We start from the raw sequence: 21,549 nt of genomic DNA on the forward strand, positions 1-21,549 counted from the left end.
GCATGATCAAGGCTTGGGTTCGTAGCACACATCGTGCACACGGAAGCTCTTGTTCACGTTGAACGCGCCGGCATAGGTCAGGCTCACCGAGTCAAAGTTTTCCGGTGCAGAGGTCACCAGGAAACGCTGGCTGGTGTTGGCGCCGATACCGAGCAGGTCGACATCAATCAGGCTGCCGTCCACCACCTGTTTCTTGACCATGCTGCCATTGTCATAGAAACGGATGGTGATGAAATCGCCCAGCACTTCGATGTTGAACAGCGGTGAGGCAGGATCGGACACCACAAAACCCAAACGGCTGGCGTTCACGTTCTGATTTTCGTCCTTGGCATCAGCGGATACATAAGCTCCGCCTTTCACCAGGGCCGCACCAATCTTCAACTCGGCAAAGGTCGCCACGTTGTTGTCGATGATGTACTCCGGGTTGTCCACGCTACAGGCCAGACAGATACCGAATTCACCAAAGCCACCCAGGCCATCGCCATCAGCGTCGTGGGTGGCGTTGGTCAGCGGAGTAAACGCAGTGCCTGCGCCACAGGTGAAACCATCGCTGTCACAAACGTCACCTTTGCCATCACCATCGCTGTCTTTCTGGTTGCCGTTGGGCACATTCGGACAGTTGTCTACGTTATCGTCGTGACCGTCATTATCGGTATCACCCACCGGGGTGCTGCCACCATTCTCGTCACACAGATCACCCACACCATTACCATTGCTGTCAGCCTGGTCTCCGTTGGCAATCAGCGGGCAGTTATCACCGTCGTTGTCATGGGCATCGCCATCACGGTCGTCGTCACAGACATCACCCAGACCATCCAGGTCCGCATCGGCTTGATCCGCGTTGGGCATGTTCAGGCAGTTGTCTTCGCCATCAGCCACGCCGTCACCGTCCACATCGCCTTCACAGGCATCGCCCACGCCATTCAGGTCTTCATCCGCCTGGTCCGCATTGGCAGTGAAGGGGCAGTTGTCACTGCCGTTGTCCACGCCATCGCCATCACCGTCGGCATCACAGGCATCACCCTGGCCGTCGTTGTCCACATCACCCTGCTCCGGGTTGAACTCGAACGGGCAGTTGTCGATACCGTCATCCACGCCATCCTTATCGGTATCGAGGTCATCGTCACAGAGATCGCCAAGGCCATCGGTATCGGTATCGGCCTGATCCGCATTGGCAACCAGCGGGCAGTTGTCGCTGACGTTGTCCACGCCATCACCGTCACGATCTTCGTCGCAAACGTCGCCCACGCCATCACCATCCGCATCTTCCTGCATGGCATTGGCCATGTCAGGGCAGTTGTCCAGCAGGTCGGCTACGCCGTCGCCATCCTGGTCTACGTTACGGCTCTGCGGGTTAGGATTGGCCACCACATCGACGCCGCTGCTGCCCCCATCAGCTTCACAGCCTGCCAGCAGCGTTGCTGCAAACATGGCTGCTACCAGAATTTTGAATTGGTCCTTCATTTTCTTACCTCCATTACCTTAAATTCGACGCGACGATTCATTGCCTTACCGGACGCAGTTTCGTTGCTGGCGACGGGATCCAGTTCGCCATAACCCTGCGCGGTAAGCCGATCGGCATCGACCCCCTGATCAATCAGATACTGACGCACCGCCTCGGCACGCGCTTTGGACAGCTGCTCGTTGTACTCGGCAGAGCCGTCGCTGTCGGTGTGGCCACCCACTTCAATGTGGAAGTTGGTCTGGGCATTAAGTGCCTTGGCAACACGTTCCAGCACCGGACGCGTGGACGCGGTCACCTTGTCAGAATTCACTTCGAAACCAATGTTGTGGAAAGTGATGGTCTGGTTGGTCAACAGACAGCCCTTGCCATCAACTTCACCGCCCTTCAGCGTATCCGGACACTCATCCCGGCTATCCGGGATGCCATCGCCATCGCTGTCAGGCTCATGCACCATGACTTCGACTTCCTTGGTCTTGTAGACGATCTTCTCGACCACCTTCTCCACTTCGCGCACCTTGGTGTAGCCAAGCGGAATTTCCAGACCGAGAGAAAAACGCAGATCGTTGAAGCCACCCTCACCAACGGTGTTGTTGAAGCTGGTGCCATCGTAATCGTCGTACATGTAACGCCCTTCAGCGCGAAGCTTGAGGCCGTTTTCAAAGATCGGACCGGTGACAACACCCAGACCCACATTGGCATGCAGGCCGTAATCATCATCGTCATCCGGCACTACGTCGTTGCGGATAACACCCACCGCACCCACCACGAAAGGAGTGAAAGCTCTTCTGTCACCAAAGGCGTACATCAGGCCGGTGGTCAGGGCAGCCTGATAAAAATCGGTGGTGAATTCAGTGCCGGAATCCAGTCCATAGGCGGCAAACTCGGTTTCCCACCACCACTGATCTGCGACTTCGCGACCATAGGCCAGGCCTCCGCCCAGACCCTTGCTGCCGATCTCACGGTTATCGTCCAGCTGAAGGTAGTGAAACATCGGGCTGAGATACTGCCGTGGCTCAGCTTCTTCAATGGTCACGTCGGCTGCGGCCGGAATGCTGTAGGCAATGGCACAACACGACAGGAAAGGGACTAGCGCGCGTCCGTTCATACTTCCCCCTTAACAAAAATTGAGTGCAATCAAATGCGCTGCAATTTGACGTCAATCACAGTCGAGACAAAATCCGCCTAAAGTACCAACTTTCACAGAGGGGTGACATAAAGTTACATCTTGTATGCACTTTGCTACGTTCTGCGGCCAAAACCCGGCTTTGTAGCCCGTAACAAGCTGAGGCCTCTTGTCTGACAAAAACGGAAATCTGCAAGGCGGATGCGCCAGCAATGTGCACAAGTGCAAACAAGACCAGAATTTCTTACTGTAACCAACTAGTAAAAACGACGTATAAAATTCGTAAATACCCCATATAAGTGATGTGCGGCCGGTTCATTTTGCAGAAAATGGCATCGAGCCATGCCCACCTAACACCACCTTTGGAAGGGAACTCACGATGAAGAAATTCGCTTACGCCACCATGGCGCTGGCTGTTTTTGCCGGTGCCGCCGTTGTGTCTGACGTCGCCCTGATCGACGAAGCCCGCGCAGAGTGCACCAGCACCTGGGCCGGCTGCTCAGAGTCAGAAGTGTCAGAACTGCAGCGTGAACTGGATAACGCAGGCTGATTGATCCGGCTGCCCACCCGGGCAGCCTGTTTCCCCCGGCACATACTCCATGCAGAAACTCATTTCCTGCTGCCAGCGCCCAGGCCTGATGCCACTGGCACTACTGGTAATCAGTACCGTGATCATTCTTGCCCACCATTTCTATCGCGTGCAGCACAGCGACCTGTCCCGCTGGAAAGGGGGAGGCATGGGCATGTTTTCCACCCAGGACGCGCCAGGCACCCGCACCCTCGCCTTGATGATCCATTCGGATCAGGGCAGCTTCCTGGCAAGTCAGGATTCTCTGGGCCGCGCCGGCACCCGTTTCACCGCCATGCCCACCGCAGACAATCTGCATTCCCTGTGTGTGCAAATGGCCACCAAGACCTGGTACGCCCTGGGCAGCGTGCGGACGGTGACGCTCAACGATCAGTCCCTGCGCAGCCTGCCCATGGCTGGCACTGCCTCAGACAGCCTGGCGAATCCACGCCCCCTGCAGGTTAGCGCCCTCAGCCTGACCAGCTGGAAAACCCGCATCGACGTGGCCCAGCGACAGATTGAGCGCCGCTCTCTGGGTGAAGCGCGATGGTCCCGGGCGGAGGGCTGTGATGTCTTCTGAATCTCGCAGCCTGTGGCAATGCATCTCTACCCATCCCGTGCTAGATCAACTGTCCGGCCGTGACAGCCATCAGTTTCTTGCCGTGGTCAGCGCCCTGTCGCTGGGGATCCTGATTTTCCATGGCTTCCAGCATGTCTATTTTGCCATCCCCTTTCAGCTGCTGGTGATGGCATGGCTGGTAGTGCCTTCACTGCGCCAGGCCGGCCCCTACTGGTTTATCGTCTTCCTGTTCAGCGCCGCTTCACTGTGGCTGACCTGGACCAACGCCGACAATCACAAGTACCTGCTTTGCTACTGGGTGTTCGCCCTGTTCCTGGCTTTTGACAGCAAGGATCTGGACAAGACCGAATTCCTGCGTCGCAGTGCACGATACCTGCTGTTCTTCACCATGATCATGGCCGTGGTCCAGAAAACCCTGGCTGCGGATTATCTGGACGGCTCCTTTTTTGAATTCATCCTGATGACGGACAGTCGGTTCAGCGCTCTTGCCGCATTACTCACCGGCATGGACCCTGCGTTGTTCGCCGAGAATCGGGAAATCTATCTGCGCGCCATGGATCCGATGCTGGCCGATCAGGCCACCGGAACGCTGCACAGCTCAGCCCAACTGCACAGCCTTGCCATGGCCATTACCTGGATCAACTATCTGGACCAGATTGTGATCGCCCTGGTGCTTCTGCTGCCGTTATCCCGGCGAGGTGAAATAGCCAAACATCTGTTGCTGATGGCGTTTATCGTGCCGGTGTATGCCGTTGCTCCCGTTATCGGGTTTGGCTGGTTGATCATTGTGTGGGGATATTGTCTGGTGCCGGATAGTGCTCCCTGGTTACGCCTCGGGTATCTAGGCCTGTTCCTGCTACTGTGCATTTATGAATTCCCGTGGCTCAGTCTGTTCGTCTACACCGCGTGATACGCCATGAATGTTGATCCCGCTGACACCTATCTCATCTATGACGGCGACTGCCCGGCCTGCCGCAACTATGTACGCTTTGTGCGCTTTCGCGATGCGGTGAACCAGTTGCATCTGATCAACGCCCGCGAGGCGCCGCAATGGGTCACGCATTTACAGGACAACGCCATGCCTCTGGATGAGGGTATGGTGCTGGTATTTCATGGACGCTATTACCACGGCGCCGATGCCATTCATCACATGGCATTGCTGGGCAGCAGCAAGGGACTCTTCAATCGCATCAACGGATGGCTGTTTCGTTCCGCCCGAGTGTCGGCAGTGCTCTATCCGGTTCTGAAATCCTTGCGCAATGCTCTGCTGTGGCTGTTGCGGAAAAAACCGATCGCAACGGCAAGGCACGCTGAGCGAGATTGAAAGTATGGGGCGCCTGCCAGGCGCCCATACACAGGAGGACGGGCTAGAGCTGCCCGGGTTTGTGCAGCAGGAAGCGCGACAGCGCCGGAATCAGGATCAGGGCGCCAATCATGTTCCACAGGAACATGAAGGTGAGCAGGATGCCCATGTCAGCCTGGAACTTGATCGGTGAGAAAACCCAGGTGCAGACACCCGCCGCCAGCGTCAGACCGATCAGCCCGACAATCTTGCCGGTGAAACGCAACGCCTTGCCGTAGGCAACGGCAAGGGAATCCCCATTGCGCTGATTGGCCAGCTGAATACTGAGCAGGTACAAAGCGTAGTCCACGCCAATGCCGACACCCAGGGCAATCACCGGCAGGGTGGCGACCTTGATACCGATCCCCAGCACTACCATCAACGCCTCACAGAGCATGGAAGTGATGATCAACGGCACCAGCGCCACGACTACCGCTCGCCAGCTTCGGAAGTTGATCAGACAGAGCAGCCCCACGGCGATGTACACCATGAAAAGCATCCAGTAGTTGGCTTTCTCCACCACGATATTAGTCGCCGCATCGATACCGGATGAGCCCGCCGCCAGCAAAAATTCCACTTCGTCGCGGTTATGGGTTTGCGCAAATTCCTCGGTCACCTCAACCACCCGGGACAGGGTGTCCGCCTTGTGATCGGTGAGGAAGGCGATCAGCGCACCGCTGCTGCGGTCCTCGGTGACCAGTTCCGGGTTGGACACGCCGATCTGGTTGAGGGTATCGCTGATCACTGCCGGATCACGATTGATGGAGGCCCACTTCAGATTGCCTTCGAAGTACCCCGGGGTAATGCGCCGGATCAGGCTGGCCGCCGCCACCGTGGTTTGTACGCCGGGCGTGGCACGCAGCGCTTCTTCCAGACGATCCTGCTCCATCAGGGTCTGGTAGCTGCCCATGCCGCCATCCTTGCTGCGCATCATGATCACAAACAGATCACTGGAGAGGCCGAAGTTTTCGGTAATGAAAGCGTTGTCCTTGTTGTAGCGGGACTCCGTTCTCAGCTCCGGCGCGCCGGCATCCAGATCGCCAATCTTGATGTCGCTGCGAATTAACAGCGCCACCACAAACAGGCCGGCAAAGAATACGATGGCCAGCGCCGCAGGCTTACGCTCGGTGAATTTCTCCAGCATCTGGAATACCGGGTGGCGGCTGGCACTGCCGGCCAGCGCCCGCTCCGCACCATGCTTGCTGACCCCGGAGTAAGACAGCATCACCGGCAACAGCACCAGGTTGGTGAACACCAGAATGACGATGCCGATACTCAGGGTGATCACCATGTCGCGGATCACCGGGATATCAATCATGGCCAACACCGCAAAGCCCACTGCATCCGCCAGCAACGCGGTCAGTCCTGCCGCAAACAAACGCCGGAAAGTATAGCGGGCGGCCACATAGCGATGGGTGCCGCGGCCGATGTCTTCCATGATGCCATTCATCTTCTGCACGCCATGGGACACCCCGATGGCAAACACCAGGAACGGCACCAGAATGGAATAGGGATCGGCCACAAAACCCAACAGCTGCATACTGCCGAGCTGCCAGCTCACCGCCACCATGGAACACAGCAACACCAGCAGTGTGCTCTTGGCACAACGGGTATAGAGAAAGATGATCGCCACGGTGATCAGTGCTGCCATCAGGAAGAACAGCGCCACCTCGGCAAGCCCATCGATCAGGTCACCCACCAGCTTGGCAAAGCCGATGATGTGAATGCTGACGCTGTCGTCTTCAAGACTGCGGATTTCCTTTTCCAGGGCATGGGAAAAGGCGGCATAGTCCATCGGTTCGCCGGTATGCGGATCGGTGCTGAGCAGCGGCACCACAATCAGCGACGAGCGTTCATCCGCGGACACCAGCGAGCCGACGATGCCGGAGCGCATCACGTTGTAACGCAACTGTTTGAGACTCTCCGCTGAGCCGTCATAGTCATCCGGCATTACCGGGCCGCCGACGAAACCGTATTCACTGATTTCCGTCCAGCGCACCAGTGGCGTCCACAGCGAACGCATGAAGGAACGATCTACGCCATCCAGCAGGAAGATGCGGTCGTTGATCTCACGCAGCCGCTCCAGGTACTCGGGATCATAGATATCACCGTTCTTGCTGTGCACGGCAATCCGCACCGAGTCACCCAACCCGCGCAATTCATCACTCATCTCCAGGTAGTTCTGGATGTAGGGATGACCGTGGGGAATCATTCTTTCGAAGCTGGCATTGATCGGCAGCTTCAAGGCATTGAAGCCGAGAAAGGCAGTGAGCAGAATGCAGAAAATGATAATCGGCAGGCGATTATTGAATATCACCCGCTCCAGCAAATTGCCGGATTGCTTGTCGAAATCTTCCAGCTGCCGGACTACCGGCATGCCATCAGTCTGGGATGGTGTCGCCATATCCGGTTACTCCTCGATCTGGGTGGGGGCAGTCTGCGCAGGCACCTGCAGCGGGATCGGCAAGACACCAGCAAGGCTGGCAGCGACCAAGGCATTCCCGGTCAGCACCAGGCTGGTGTAAGGCACCGGAGGTGCCGGCAGGTCCATAAAGGAAGCGCCGCCATCGGCGGTGCCACGCAGTCTTCCGCTGGCACTGGCGAACACCTGCATATCCGGTGTCATCACGGCATCAGTGATGCCCACATGAAATCCTCCCTCCACCTTTTCCCAGCTTTCGCCCTGGTCGAGACTTTTCCAGATACTGCCGCGCAGTCCATAGGCGACAATCTGTTCTGCATTCCCGGTGACACCAAAAAAGCTGCCACGGTAACCGGTTTCAATTTTTTCGAATTGTTGTTGCTCACGATCCAGGCGGAACAGCGTTCCCCGCTCGCCAGCAATGAGCAGATCATCGCCGACCTTTGCCAGCGCATTGAGATTCATGGCCATGGGATTGTCGATACGATGCAACCAGGGCTGCCAGCTTTTCCCACCGTCGCTGGTATGCGCAATCATGCCGAAGGAACCCACCACAAAACCTTCCTCGGCATTCTCAAAATGCACATCCAGCCATGGCAGGCTTGGGCCCTGGCGGAAATTCATCGCCATCTCATCCAGGTAACGCGCCGAGGCTTCAGGCTCAAAACCGTTTTCTTCCTGGTAGAAATCCTTGAAGGGCTGCTCGGACAACCGTCCGTCCAGTTGACGATCCCAGCTGTTGCCACCATCGCCACTGTGCAACACCAGGCCATCGTGGCCGACAATCCAGGCATTACTTTCATCGAGGATAAAGACACTGGTCAGATCGGAGCTGACCGGCATAGAGATCTGTTGCCAGCTTTTGCCGGCGTCTGCGGAACGCAGGACCAAGCCCCGCAGGCCTGCGGCTACCAATACGGATTCGTTGGCATCCACGGACAACAGGGGTTTCTTCCAGGGTTCCTTGTAGGTGATTGGCGGAGTATCCAGCGGATCCTGGAATTCCGCTGCGGGAGCAGTGCCTGCCGTCAGGGCAAACAGTACAGCACCGCCATGAACCAGGGTGCGTAATCGCTTCATTATTATTGTCCCGGGTAAACCAGCCGGCTGATGCCGGCTGAAAGGAATGGAGGGCAACGGGCAGGCTCCCTTCCGCCCGTGCCTGTGTCGAACATGAAGGGCCGGCCTTGCGGCCAGCCCTGTTTTACCAGGGAGCATCTGAGTAACTCCTTGCGGGCTCAGCGTGACCTGGAGCGTGCAGCTGTTGTGTCTTGTCTCGAAGGGAAGGGTGGTTCCCTTTTCAAGAGGCAAGGCGCAGCAGATGTGCGCTCCAGGCCGCGCCTTTATGCTCGTTAGAGTGCTGCCGGGTCTTTCATGCTGGCCCGCACTCGTTGTTGCGCTTTTTCGATGGATGGACATACACCTTCAAAAGCGCGCCCCTCTTTACCTTGGCCGAGGGGGCGAACCAGCCTGAAAGACTGAGCATGCAAGGAGCTGTTCAGAGGCTCCCTAGCGAATGCCGGAGGCGCGCAGGGCGTCCGGAACAAACTGGTTCGGGTTCAGCAGTTTGTCGCTGGGGCGCAGATAGTTACGTTTGCTGCCGCCCAGCCAGTTGGCCATCACGTAGTTGTTTTTCACCAGGTCATACATGACGAAAGAGTTGGTCCAGCTGGCCTGCTTGTCATACATGAACACCGGATTGATCATGCCCACGCGATACAGCTCACCGGCGTGATCATAGGTTTCCACCATCAGCATGGCCCAGGTGTCTTCATCGATGTAGAAGCGACGCTTGCTGTACACATGGCGCGCCCCTTCCTTGAGGGTGGCTTCCAGTACCCAGACGCGATGCTTTTCCCAGCGCCAGTAATCCGGATTGACGTGGTCCTTGCCGAACAGTTCATCCGGATCCAGGCCAACCTGGTTCATGCGGTTGTTGTTGTAGGGAACAAACACTTCCTTCTTGCCAGCGATCTTGAAATCGAAGCGGTCAGGACGACCTTCGAACAACGACACTTCATCATAGAAGATGGCGCCACCATAGCTGGACGCCGGCGTGTCATACCCGAAGTCAGGGGCGATGCGCACGCGACGCTGACCCGGGGTGTAGATGTAGAACACCTGGTCGGCTTTCTGATAATCCTGCGAGTAGTACCACAGCACCTGACGACCGGATTGCGCTGGCGGGCCCAGATACTTGGCGCGCACTTTCTGCTTGTAATCGCCATCCAGGCTGTCGCGGGTCTGGTCCTGGGTCAGCTTGTTGGATTGCAGTTCCAGATCCGCCAGCAGGGTGCGACGGCCAGAAGCATCCACCAGATAGGACGGCATACGGAACTGGATGGTGGTGGCTTCCGGACGGTTGAAGTGATTCCACATCAGCTCATAGCCATCTTTCGGTTCCGGAAACGGCACCGGCCCATAGCTGTTTTCTACCCCTTCACCATCATTTACCAGCTTGGACCGGGTAGTATTCAGTTTCACCTGCTCCAGCTCCCAGTCGCTGTAGCGCTGGGTACGGTGGGTCGGATAGATATCCATGCGATAGGTGGGGAAGCGCTTGAGCAGCCCCTTCACCCCTTCGCTGATATGCTCGGCGTATTGGCCCATGTTTTCGGCGGTGACCGAGTACAGGGGCTTCTCGTCCGCAAAGGGATCAAGATACTGACCGCGGCCATCCTTGTGGCCTTCCGGGATCGGTACCCCCTTGTCCGGGTAGGCGGGAATCGAGCCGTCGGCGTTGGCGCCTTTCACGGCGCCCCACGGGGTCAGTTCCTGCGCTTGCAGGCTGGATACGGCACCCAGTGACAGAGATCCACATACCAGGGCGGCAATACTGTTTCGGGTAAAATTCTGCATCATTGTCATCATTATTCTCCTGATAAGTGTCTGCTCAGAACGAGGCTTCGAAGGCCAGGGAGACCCAGTCCCGGTCATTCAGGAAGTAGTAACCGTTACCCTTGCTGGTGTAACCCGGAGTGGCGTCCGCCTCTTTCTGGCGATACTCGTAACCGGCATAGGAAAGGGTGAAAGAGTAATTACGGTACAAGGTTGCGGAGACACCAGCGGAATACACCACCGAGCCCTGGAAGCCGCCGCTGAGCGTGGCACCGGTACCATAGGCACCCCAGGTGGCACTGATCGGCATGGACAGATCCAGACCCGGCGCCGCCTGCAGCCATTGCGGTTCGAACTTGCCGGACACATTGATCACGTCACGGGTGGAACAGCCATCCCACTTGTCGTCACCCTCGGGGCAACCGCCGTAACCTTCACCGCGGTACAACTCTTCGTTCTCGGTGACATCCATCAGGCGGCCCCAGGCCACTTCCAGCGCGGCACTACCGGTGTCGTACAGGAAGGTCGGCTCAAGACCGGCCAGGGCGTTGATCACCATATGGAAGCTGTCACCCATGGCGCCTTCGCTTCCGTCGGTGCCGGGAATCGCAAAACCCGCTGAGTTCAATGCGGTGTTGTGACGATAGGACACTTCCGCACCCACACTCAGATCACCGATCTGCTTGTCGATACTCAGGCCAGCCAGATCCACCCCTTCGTTGTAGGCCTGGTGGTAGGACACCGGCACCAGGGCAGGTAGCGCGAGGGGGTTGAGGGTAATAATGGGTGCCCAGGGCTGGGTTTCATCCATGCGCCGATAGTAGGCGCCCACGGTGCCGGCGAGGAAATCCGGCGTCCAGCGCAGGGAGACGCCGTGGTTATTGTTGTTGTTCTCCGGCTCGAAGTTTCTGCCGCGCCGCACAGCAAAACCGGGGGCCAGCTCAAACTGGTCCGGACCATTGAACATGAAATCGATAAAGCCCAGGTAGGTACCGCCTTCCGGGAAGCGGTTGCTGTCCCAGCCATAGAAGTACTGGGCCGCCAGGGTCAGATCCTGGGTAAGCGGAATCTGCATGTAGACCTGTTCGCGGGGCAGGAACAGCTCACTGAGATCCGATCCCGGCGTGGCAAGGGACTTGCCCAGATTCAACGGGCTTTGCGAATAGGAAATACTGTGGAAGCCCTGGAACAGGGAAATGCCCCAGTACTGGGTCTGCTGCCCCACCTTGAGGGACAGGGTGCGGTCACCCAGCGGGATGTTGGCAAAGGCGAAGGCATCCAGCAGTTCCGCCCCTTCCACGTAGAAACGCTCGGTGTAATGGGAATAGCGGTCGTTGTCATAGCTGGTCCCGAAACCCAGTGCCGCCAGCTCCGGAGAAGCCTCCACCTTGTCATCGTAGGCAAAGTCCTTCCATACCGAACCACTGACCCGGGCGCCGAAGTGGCCCTTGTAGGAAAGATCAAACTCGGACAGCAACGAGGAACGGTTGGTAACGATGTCGCCACTGTCACCGAACTTGTACTCCGATTCATCAAAACGCGGATCATAGGCAATATCATCATCCACGCCCTGGGTACGCACCCCGACGATATGCCGGAGGGTGTTGTCCCAGCGGATCATCCAGTCCGGGTTATAACCGATCTCCACTGCCGAGACAGGCTGACTCAGCAACGCACTGGTGATGACCAGTGGCAACCCATAGAGGGGCGCCAGACTGGCGTTTGTAGGTTTTATTTTCATTGTGTCCTCGCTTTCCGGTCTTGTTCGCAAAAAACGACACTGCCACCTTGATCTGCCGCACGCTGCGCCTCCCTGAGCGGCTGAAGCATTGACCGGATCCGGACTCCTCGACAGATCAAACCGGTCAACCATGGGCAGGGTGATAGCACGTTCTGAAACCAACACTTTTTTCTTACTATCACAGGCATTTAGCGATGCCTTTGCGGCCAACTCCAGACAGCGATTGATCGAAAATGACCTCTTTGGCAGAACCTTCATGACCGAGCGGTCACTGCAGTGTGAACCAGTCGAAATACTTACTTATCCATGTTGCGTAGAGTATTCGCCCTTGTTTTTTAGACCTCTCCTTCCAAACCAAATGCAGCGAAATCACCCACAACGTCTGCAATCTTGTCGACATCGCCAGAAGAAGACACAAAAGAAACACTGAACACCCGTACCATCACTGACATGTGACGAATAGTTAGGAATGAGACAGTTGTCTCGCTTCTGTTTCGCTTAAGACCTTTCTCAACTGATGCCCCGAATCAGCCCATCAGCAACACCCGATGGTTTCTTGCTAGAATGCGTTCCGTGCAAACCCTCAAAACAATAAAAGCGATCACGCGGAGCACCGATGCCTTATTCCCTGTCTGCCCGGCTGTCTCTGACAGTACGCACCTTCCTGATACTGCTACTCACGCCATCCCTGCTGTTGGCCGACACCGGAAGCGAGACAGCAGCGCTTCTCGATCAGTCCGGTTTCAACGAGCAAATAACGCACTGGCCAGACATGATTCGTGCAGAAATACGCCAGCACGGAGAAATCACCGATGACAATCTGGATTTAATCCTGACTCGCGCAGACAGCGACAGCCTGGTGAAGCGACTCCAGGCCAGTGTCCAGCAGCACACCGCCGAGACATTATCGGCAGCCGATCTGTCCGCCATCTCCCAGTGGTATCAATCCGCTCTGGGCAAGCGCATCACAGCGGAAGAAGTACAGGCCGCCAGCGAGGAAGGCCTGCTTCAGATGCAGCAACAGGCCAGCAACTTGCTGGCAGACAGCGACAGGGTCGCCACGATCCGGCAACTCGACGCACTCAGCGGTACCACAGACACCGCCCTGGCACTGCACTCTTACTCTGCACAGGCAGTCGCCAAAGCGATTCCCGGCAATGATGCCGAGGCACACTCTCCGGCCAGCGATCCATCCGCGCTGCGCGAACAAATCGAACAGCGGGTTGAACTCGCCTTTCTTTATGCCTACCGCAATCTGGACAACGACAGCCTGCAGCGCTACCAGCAGTTCCTGGCCAGCGAACCCGCCCAACGTTTTTATCACGCCATTCATGAAGGCATGACGCGCACCCTGTCCGCCGAGATAGATGCCTGGGCCACTGAACTCCATAACGCCATGTCGGTACCCGAATTGGCGCCTGCGCAATAGCCTCATTGAGGGAGTGTGTGTGCATGCGGAGCTCGCAATCCCGTACACACACTTGACCCAACACGGTAAGCGCGCGTTCCCCGGCTTCACCACTCACACCAATCCCCCACTACAAATTTCTTTGCCATCATCCTCACCACCGTTCCCTGTCACAGGCTTCATGCTAGAGTGTCGAATCATCCCGCTATAACAAGGAATCGGTGAACCACACCGATGAAGATACGGAGAGAATCTGCCATGCGCTGGATCAAACTGGGCCTGCCACTGACCATCCTGTTTCTGGGGGCCTGCGATGATGCACCGCCCCCTGCCGCTCCTCTTCCGGAAGTCTTCGTGGTCACCGCCAGCGAGCAGCCTTACCAGCCCGAGCGCACCTTTACCGCGCGCATCGATTCGCGCAGCGACGTGAACATCACCGCCCAGGTGTCCGGCAAGCTCACCGCGGTACATTTCCGCGAGGGCGACAATGTGGAAGCCGGTGCACCCCTGTTTGATATCGACCCGGCCCCCTATGAGGCTGCCCTGGCCCGTGCCCAGGCTGAGCATGAAAGGGCCCGCGCCACCCTGGCCGATGCCCGGAACAATCTGGACCGCGCCGGCAAGCTGATCGACAAGGGCTACATCTCGGATTCCGAATACGACACCCTGAAGACCCGCAAGCTGGAAGCGGAAGCGGCAGAGCAATCCGCCCGTGCCGCGCTGGAAAGTGCCCGGGTAGATCTGTCCTACACCCGTATCAGTGCCCCCCAGGCAGGCCGGGTGGGCCGCTCCATCGCCTCGGTGGGCGATGTGGTCAGCCCGGGCTTTGGCACCCTGACCACCCTGGTGGGTGGCAATGACATGCAGGCGGTCTTCCAGATTCCCGAGAGGCTGCTCACTGACGCCGCCATGAGCGAGAACCAGCCCAAGCCGTCAGAAATCGAGGTAGGGCTGGAGATGCCCAACGGCAGCGATTACCCCTATACCGGCAATATCGTTTATGTCTCCAACCGGGTGGACAGTCACACCGGCACCTTGGAAGTACGCGCTGCCATGCCCAACCCCCGCGATCTGCTCCGCCCCGGGATGTTTGTTCAGGCCCACGTGCGCCTGAAGGAGAGCCTGCAAGGTCTGATGATTCCCCAGGCCGCCCTGCAGGTGGATCAGCAGGGCACCTATGTGTTCACCGTGAACAAGGAAAACCGGGTACTGCGCAACAACCTGATGACCGGCGACCGGTTCGGCGAAAACGTGCTGGTCAGCGAGGGCCTTCAGGTCGGCGACCGGGTGATTCTGCGCGGCATCCAGAAAGTCCGCGCGGGCAGTGAAGTGAAGGCGCTGGACTACAAACCCGCCACCACGCCCCATGCCGGCAGCCAGCCCGCACCTCAGGACAGCGCCACCCCTGAAGACAGCGGGAGCGCCGAACAGTGATCAGTGGCGTTTTTATTCAGCGACCCAAGCTGGCCATGGTAGTGGGGCTGGTGATTACCTTCACCGGCCTGCTGGCCATGAAGCTGTTGCCCATCTCGGAATACCCGGAAGTGGCGCCACCGCAGATTTCCGTAAGCGCCAGCTGGCCCGGCGCCTCGGCGGCGATCATGGAAGAATCCGTGGGTCAGGTCATCGAAGATGTGGTCAACGGGGTGGAAGGCATGGAATACATGTCCTCCAGCTCCTCCAATAATGGCAGCTATTCGCTGTCGATCACTTTCGAAGTAGGCGAAGACCCGGACATGGCCCTGGTACGGGTGCAGAACCGGGTAAAACTGGCGGAACCTTCGCTGCCCGCGGAAGTGCGCGCCCAGGGCCTGACCATCGACAAGCGCTCCCCGGACATTCTCTTCACCATCAACCTGTATTCCCCGGATGGCTCACTGGATGAGCTGTTCATCGCCAACTACAGCCTGCTGAACGTGCAGAACCCCCTGAAACGGGTGGAAGGGGTCTCGGATGTGAGCGTGTTCAGTGCCGCGGATTACTCCATGCGGCTGTGGATGGATCCGCCCAAGATGACCGCCCTTGGCATCACTCCTGAAGATATTTCCAACGCCCTGCGCGAACAGAACGTGCAGGCACCGGCGGGCAAGATTGGCGCGCCCCCGTTTGACGGCACCCTGAGCACGGAATACGCCCTGCAGGTGGAAGGCCGCCTCAAGGACGCGAAAGAGTTCGAGAACATCATCCTGCGTGCCGACGAGAACGGTGCCATGGTGCGACTTGGCGATGTGAGCCGAATCGAACTGGGACAGCTTTCCTACAGCATTGCCGCCAACTACCAGAATCATCCCACCACGGTGATGGCCGCCTACCTGGCCCCCGGCGCCAATGCCCTGGCCACCGGCGATGCCCTCAAGCTGGCACTGAAGGAACAGAGCAAGACCTTCCCCGATGGCCTCGACTACGCCATCGGCTATGACACCACCCGCTATGTGGAAGTGGCCATTCGCCAGGTGACCACCTCGCTGCTGATGGCAGTGGGGCTGGTGATCCTGATTACCTTTATTTTCCTCGGCGACTGGCGTCCGACCCTGGTACCCACGGTGGTGATTCCGGTCTCCCTGATCGGCACCCTGGCGGTGATGCTGGTGGCTGACATGTCCATCAACACCATCACCCTGTTCGGCCTGATTCTGGCCATCGGTATCGTGGTGGACGATGCCATCCTGGTGGTGGAAAACACCGACCGGCATTTGCATGAAGACCCGAACATCAGCACCCGCGATGCGGTGACCCGCACCATGGAAGAAGTCACCGGCCCGATCATCGCCACCACCCTGGTCTTGCTGGCGGTATTCGTGCCGGTGGCACTGATGCCGGGGATCACCGGCATCATGTACAACCAGTTCTCGGTGACCATCTGTGTGGCGGTGGTGATTTCCTCCATCTGTGCCCTGAGCCTGAGCCCGGCGGTGGCCAGCCTGGTGTTACGGCGAGACAAGGGGGAAGCCGCCTGGTACCGCGCCTTTAATAATGGCTTTGCCAAGGTCACCCTGGGTTACTCCCGTGTGGTCGGCGCCCTGCTGGGCCGGCGGGGCCTGACCCTGGTGCTCTACGGGCTGATCATGGCCGGGTTGTTCTTCGCTGCCCGGGCCGTACCCACCGGCTTTGTGCCGGCCGAGGACAAGGGCCTGCTGCTGGTGAATGTGCAGCTCCCGGATGCCGCCTCCATCAACCGCACCGAGGCGGTGGTCGAGCAGGTTCAGAACCTGCTCAGCAACGACCCCGCCGTGGAGTCCGCCACCATGATCGCCGGCTTCTCCATGCTTACCGGTGGCGTGCAGAGTAACGGCGGTACCGGCTTTGTGGTACTCAAGCACTGGGATGAACGCCCGGACTTCCAGGACATTTCCCTGGCCGTGTCGGCCCGCGTCACCCAGCAGGCCTACCAGGCCATACCGGAAGCCCAGATCCAGTCTTTCCCGCCGCCCTCAGTACCTGGCATGGGCGCAGTGGGTGGCCTGGAACTGGTACTGGAAGACACCCTGGGCCGCAGCCATGCGGATCTGGCCGGCGCCATGCAAATCCTCACCGCCGCCGCTAACCAGTCCGCGCTGATCGGTAGCGCCTACACCAGCTTCCGCGCCAACGTGCCCATGTACCGGATCGATATCGACCGCAACAAGGCCAAGACCCTGCAAGTGCCGCTGACCAATATCTTCTCGGCACTGCAAAGTCACCTGGGTTCCAGCTATATCAATGACTTCTCCCTGTTCGGGCGCACCTTCCGGGTGATGATGCAGGCTGACCCGGAATATCGCTCGGACCTGAAGGATCTGGAACGGCTCTACGCACGCAGCAACAACGGCGACATGGTACCGCTTTCCACCCTGCTCACCAGTGAGCCGGTGCTGGGTGCGGACATCAGTAACCGCTATAACCTCTACCGCTCGGCCATCCTGCGCGCCCAACCCGCTGGCGGCGTCTCCAGTGGCGATGCCATGAACGAGCTGGAACGGATCGCGGCCGAAGTATTGCCGGCTGGCTATCAGGTGGAATGGACCGGGCAGAGCTATCAGGAACGCAAGGCGGGCAGCCAGATTGGTATCGCCTTTGCCCTGGCCATGGTGTTCATCTATCTGTTCCTGGTGGCCCAGTATGAAAGCTGGTCGATTCCGGCGGCAATCATCCTGGTGGTGCCCATTGCCGTGGCCGGCGCCATCGGTGGCCTGCTGATGGTGGGGCAGATAGGCATACCCCAGCTGGGAGCACTGGATCTGTTTGCCCAGGTGGGGCTTGTGCTATTGATTGGCCTGGCCGCCAAGAACGCCATCCTGATCGTGGAATTTGCCCGGGAACGGCGCGAGCAGGAAGGGCTGAGCATCCTCGAAGCCGCCGCCGAAGCCGGCCGGCTACGCTTCCGCGCCGTGTGCATGACAGCCCTGTCCTTTGTGCTGGGCATCCTGCCGCTGGCCTTTGCCAGCGGTGCCGGCATGTTCAGCCAGCTTTCACTCGGTCATACGGTGATGTGGGGCATGCTGGCAGCACTGCTGATAGGCACCCCGATGATCCCCGCCTTCTATGCCATCGTGCAGGGCACCCGGGAAAGCCTGAAACAGAAACTTATGAAGTGAACACTATTCAATAACCTGACACACTGGCGGACCTCAACTAAATTGGCTGCCCACTTAACAAGGAGAGTCCCCATGGCTAAAAGGATCTTGCTGCTACCGGCATTGATGCTGATGGCACTAGCCAGCACCGCCTGCGCCGAAGAATCCGGCGCTGAAACCCAGACCAAACAACCCAACATCCTGGTGATCTGGGGCGACGACATCGGTTGGCAGAATGTCAGCGCCTACGGCATGGGCACCATGGGTTACACCACGCCCAACATCGACAGCATCGGCAATGAAGGCATTCGCTTCACCGATCACTACGCGCAGCCTTCCTGCACTGCAGGGCGTGCGGCCTTCATTACCGGCCAATATCCGATCCGCTCCGGCATGACCACCGTGGGCCAGCCCGGCGATGCCCTGGGCCTGCAGGCCAAATCTCCTTCCCTGGCAGCCGTACTGAAAGACGCAGGCTACGCCACTGGCCAGTTCGGCAAGAACCATCTGGGTGATCGCAACGAGCATCTGCCCACCGTGCATGGCTTCGACGAATTCTTCGGCAATCTGTACCACCTCAATACCCAGGAGGAAGCCGAGCAACGCGACTACCAGAACTTCGCCAAGGCCTACTCCGGCGACCTGGAAAGTTACGAGAAGAAGTTCGGCACCCGTGGCGTATTGCATTGCTACGCCACCGACAAGAAAGATGGCAGCAAGGATCCGCGCTTTGGCATGATGGGCAAACAGAAGTGTGAAGACACCGGCCCCCTCACCCAGGAACGGATGAAGGACTTTGATGCTGCTGAAGTGATTCCCAAGGCGGAAGACTTCATGAAGCAGGCCAAGGACAACGACAAACCGTTCTTCGTCTGGCTGAACACCACCCGCATGCATCTTTACACCCGTCTTGATGACAAGTGGCGCTACGCCGCCGAAAAATATTCATCCGAAGCGGACTATCACGGCTCCGGCATGATGCAACACGACCATGACATCGGCCTGGTGCTGGAATGGCTGAAAGAGAACGGTCTGGATGAAAACACCATCATCTGGTACTCCACCGATAACGGTCCGGAACACTCCTCCTGGCCCCATGGTGCCACCACCCCGTTCCGCGGTGAGAAGATGACCACCTATGAAGGCGGTGTCCGCGTCATTTCCATGCTCAAGTGGCCTGAGCAGATCCAGGCAGGGCAAACCCTTAACGGCATCCAGAGCCACATGGACATGTTCACCAGCCTGGCCGCCGCCGCCGGCGTGGACAATGTGGCCGACAAGGTGATGAAAGAGAAGAAGCAGTACATCGATGGTGTGAACAACCTGCCCTACTGGGAAGGAGAAGCCGAACAGTCTGCGCGCAACCATTTGTTCTATTACTACGAGTCCAAGCTCACCGCGGTGCGCATGGGCCCGTGGAAATTCCACTTCTCCACCAAGGAAGACTATTACGCCAACCTGGTAGGCAGGACCGCACCGCTGGTGTTCAACCTGCGCATGGACCCCTTCGAGAGTTATGACAACTCGGATTCCTATGGCCACCTGATGCAGAAAGTATCCTGGTTGATGCAACCCATGGGTGAATTGATGGGACAGCACCTGCAGACCCTGGCCAAGTACCCACCGGTGCAAGGCGGCAAGAGCTTCGACATGTCCAACGTGGTTGAAGAGTTCATCAACAAGTCCAAGCAGTAATCTTTACGCCACAACGGGCAGAACGCGGTTCTGCCCGTTTTTCGTTTCCTGAAACGGAGCCGCCTGCGCGCGGGCAAGGAGCCCTGACATGCACTACCGCACACTTCTTATTCCCTTCATCTTTCTGCTGTCACTTGCCAATACGGCCTGTGCAGAAACCAGCGCCAGCGAAGAAAAACGTCCCAACATCCTGGTGATCTGGGGCGATGACGTGGGCATGTGGAATATCAGCGCTTACCATCGAGGCATGATGGGCGGCACCACCCCCAACATCGATCGTATCGCCAACGACGGCATGATCTTCATGGATCACTACGCCCAGGCCTCCTGTACCGCTGGACGTGCCGCCTTCCTCACTGGCCAGTATCCCATGCGCACAGGCCTGAGCACGGTTGGCCTGCCCGGCGCCAAGCAAGGGCTGCAGGCCAAGGACGTGACGCTGGCAGAACTGCTCAAGGAAAAGGGCTATGCCACTGGCCAGTTCGGCAAGAACCATCTCGGCGATCGTGACGAGCACCTGCCAACGGCCCACGGCTTCGATGAATTCTTCGGCATTCTCTATCACCTCAATGCCGGCGAATACGCAGAACAGGTTGATTACCCCAAGAACCCCGAAAAATACAACATGCAGCTGCGCGGCGTAACCCACTCCTGGGCTCAGGAAGATGGCAGCCAGAAGATTGAAGATCTCGGCCCCTTTGGTCGTGAACGTCAGCGCAACCTGGACCAGGAAGTACTGGAACAGAGCCAGCGCTTCATCAAGGACGCCGTGGAAGCGGACAAGCCGTTCTTCGTGTGGCACAACACCACCCGCATGCACTACCGCACCAACCTCAACAAGGACTATGACGGCAAAAGCGGTTATGGCATTTACGCCGACGGCATGATGGAAATGGACGATGATGTGGGCGCCCTGCTGGATCAGCTGGAGGAGCTGGGCGTGGCCGACAACACCATCATCATGTTCTCCACCGACAACGGTGCCGCGACCAACTCCTGGCCGGATGGCGGCAACCAGCCGTTCCACGGCGAAAAAGGCGTGGGCGGCTGGGAAGGCGGCTTCCGCGTGCCGATGCTGGTGAAATGGAAAGACCATATTCCTGCCGGCGTTTCCACCGGGGAATTCATGACCATGGAAGACTGGCTGCCGACGTTCATGTCCTGGGTCGGTGAACCGGATCTGAAAGATGAACTACTCAAGGGCAAGAAGGTCGCCGGCAAGAAGTACAAGGTCCATCTGGATGGCTACGACCAGAGCGACATGCTGCTGAACCAGGGCAAGACCAAGCGCAAGGAGTTCTACTACTTCACCGAGACCACCTTCCATGGTTTGCGCTATGGCGACTGGAAGCTGCTGTTCATCGATCAGGAAGAATGGTTCCGGGGCCAGCAGGTTCCGCTGACTTCACCCTTCATTATCAATCTAAAGCAGGACCCCTTCGAGCGCTTTATCCATTCCCGTGGCTACGATGAATGGGCCGAGAACCGCAGCTGGATTCTTGGTCCAGCCGCCGCCCAGATTGGTCAGTTCGTGCAGTCTTTCAAGGAGTTCCCGCCGACCCAGGAAAGCATGTCGGTGCAGGTCACGGACATTTCCAAAATGATCAGCGAGCAGTCGCATAGCCGCTAGCCGCTCTGCGGCCGCAACAGGCAACACGCAAACCTTCGCGCCAGGCACTACTGGCGCGAAGTCGAGGCGCCTTTCGCGGTGGAACCACCGCTCCCACAGAACGCGCCAGCATGCTCTGCATGTGATTCCCCTTTACCGCATGGGTCTGTAATACTGCTTCTCTGATTCGTCGTTCATTACCAGG

General features: G+C 58.2%; 15 protein-coding genes. 9 read left to right on the forward strand and 6 right to left on the reverse strand.

What is annotated here, in order from left to right; genetic code table 11:
- Nucleotides 1-6 precede the first annotated feature (6 nt).
- Nucleotides 7-1,464 (reverse strand): thrombospondin type 3 repeat-containing protein, encoded by a 1,458-nt coding sequence (locus MWU49_RS11610; RefSeq protein ID WP_246972378.1) that lies wholly within the window; start codon nt 1,462-1,464, stop codon nt 7-9.
- Nucleotides 1,461-2,570 (reverse strand): OmpA family protein, encoded by a 1,110-nt coding sequence (locus MWU49_RS11615; RefSeq protein WP_246972380.1) that lies wholly within the window; start codon nt 2,568-2,570, stop codon nt 1,461-1,463. Before MWU49_RS11615 ends, MWU49_RS11610 begins: the two co-directional genes overlap by 4 nt.
- 397 nt (nt 2,571-2,967) lie before the next feature.
- Here MWU49_RS11615 and MWU49_RS11620 point away from each other — a divergent pair, with 397 nt between their 5' ends.
- From MWU49_RS11620 to MWU49_RS11635, 4 genes are read left to right on the forward strand one after another with little or no spacing between them, the layout of a single operon-like run.
- The gene (locus MWU49_RS11620; RefSeq protein WP_246972382.1) at nt 2,968-3,138 is read left to right on the forward strand and encodes a hypothetical protein; all 171 of its coding nucleotides are present in this window, start codon (nt 2,968-2,970) and stop codon (nt 3,136-3,138) included.
- 49 nt (nt 3,139-3,187) lie between these two features.
- The gene (locus tag MWU49_RS11625; RefSeq protein WP_246972384.1) at nt 3,188-3,736 is read left to right on the forward strand and encodes a hypothetical protein; all 549 of its coding nucleotides are present in this window, start codon (nt 3,188-3,190) and stop codon (nt 3,734-3,736) included.
- Nucleotides 3,726-4,646, forward strand: coding sequence for a hypothetical protein (locus MWU49_RS11630; RefSeq protein WP_246972387.1), 921 nt, complete (start codon nt 3,726-3,728; stop codon nt 4,644-4,646). The genes MWU49_RS11625 and MWU49_RS11630 overlap by 11 nt, the downstream gene beginning before the upstream one ends.
- Before the next feature lie 6 nt (nt 4,647-4,652).
- A complete protein-coding gene (locus tag MWU49_RS11635) occupies nt 4,653-5,060 on the forward strand; it encodes a DCC1-like thiol-disulfide oxidoreductase family protein (protein ID WP_246972390.1) in 408 nt (135 codons plus the stop codon).
- A gap of 43 nt (nt 5,061-5,103) precedes the next feature.
- Here the strand turns inward: MWU49_RS11635 and MWU49_RS11640 are convergent, their stop codons facing one another.
- The 4 genes from MWU49_RS11640 to MWU49_RS11655 form a co-directional block, all read right to left on the reverse strand.
- A complete protein-coding gene (locus MWU49_RS11640; protein WP_246972394.1) occupies nt 5,104-7,482 on the reverse strand; it encodes an MMPL family transporter in 2,379 nt (792 codons plus the stop codon).
- 6 nt (nt 7,483-7,488) lie between these two features.
- Nucleotides 7,489-8,580, reverse strand: coding sequence for a YCF48-related protein (locus tag MWU49_RS11645; protein ID WP_246972396.1), 1,092 nt, complete (start codon nt 8,578-8,580; stop codon nt 7,489-7,491).
- A gap of 429 nt (nt 8,581-9,009) precedes the next feature.
- Nucleotides 9,010-10,371 (reverse strand): DUF1329 domain-containing protein, encoded by a 1,362-nt coding sequence (locus tag MWU49_RS11650; protein ID WP_246972398.1) that lies wholly within the window; start codon nt 10,369-10,371, stop codon nt 9,010-9,012.
- Between the two features lie 22 nt (nt 10,372-10,393).
- On the reverse strand, nt 10,394-12,079 hold the full coding sequence (locus MWU49_RS11655) for a DUF1302 family protein (protein ID WP_246972400.1): 1,686 nt from the start codon (nt 12,077-12,079) through the stop codon (nt 10,394-10,396).
- Between the two features lie 616 nt (nt 12,080-12,695).
- Between MWU49_RS11655 and MWU49_RS11660 the strand changes: the two genes are divergently transcribed.
- The 5 genes from MWU49_RS11660 (at nt 12,696) to MWU49_RS11680 (ending at nt 21,365) form a co-directional block, all read left to right on the forward strand.
- Complete coding sequence (locus MWU49_RS11660; RefSeq protein ID WP_246972402.1) at nt 12,696-13,508, forward strand: DUF2059 domain-containing protein; 813 nt, start codon at nt 12,696-12,698, stop codon at nt 13,506-13,508.
- A 237-nt stretch (nt 13,509-13,745) separates the two neighbouring features.
- Nucleotides 13,746-14,921, forward strand: coding sequence for an efflux RND transporter periplasmic adaptor subunit (locus MWU49_RS11665; RefSeq protein ID WP_246972404.1), 1,176 nt, complete (start codon nt 13,746-13,748; stop codon nt 14,919-14,921).
- Nucleotides 14,918-18,061, forward strand: a complete 3,144-nt coding sequence (locus MWU49_RS11670; protein ID WP_246972406.1) for a multidrug efflux RND transporter permease subunit — start codon at nt 14,918-14,920, stop codon at nt 18,059-18,061. Before MWU49_RS11665 ends, MWU49_RS11670 begins: the two co-directional genes overlap by 4 nt.
- A gap of 72 nt (nt 18,062-18,133) precedes the next feature.
- Complete coding sequence (locus tag MWU49_RS11675) at nt 18,134-19,735, forward strand: arylsulfatase (protein ID WP_246972408.1); 1,602 nt, start codon at nt 18,134-18,136, stop codon at nt 19,733-19,735.
- An 88-nt stretch (nt 19,736-19,823) separates the two neighbouring features.
- Complete coding sequence (locus tag MWU49_RS11680; protein ID WP_246972410.1) at nt 19,824-21,365, forward strand: arylsulfatase; 1,542 nt, start codon at nt 19,824-19,826, stop codon at nt 21,363-21,365.
- The last annotated feature ends 184 nt before the right edge of the window (nt 21,366-21,549 follow it).

Source organism: Alcanivorax sp. S6407 (assembly GCF_023016115.1).
In the GTDB taxonomy this organism is placed as follows: domain Bacteria; phylum Pseudomonadota; class Gammaproteobacteria; order Pseudomonadales; family Alcanivoracaceae; genus Alcanivorax.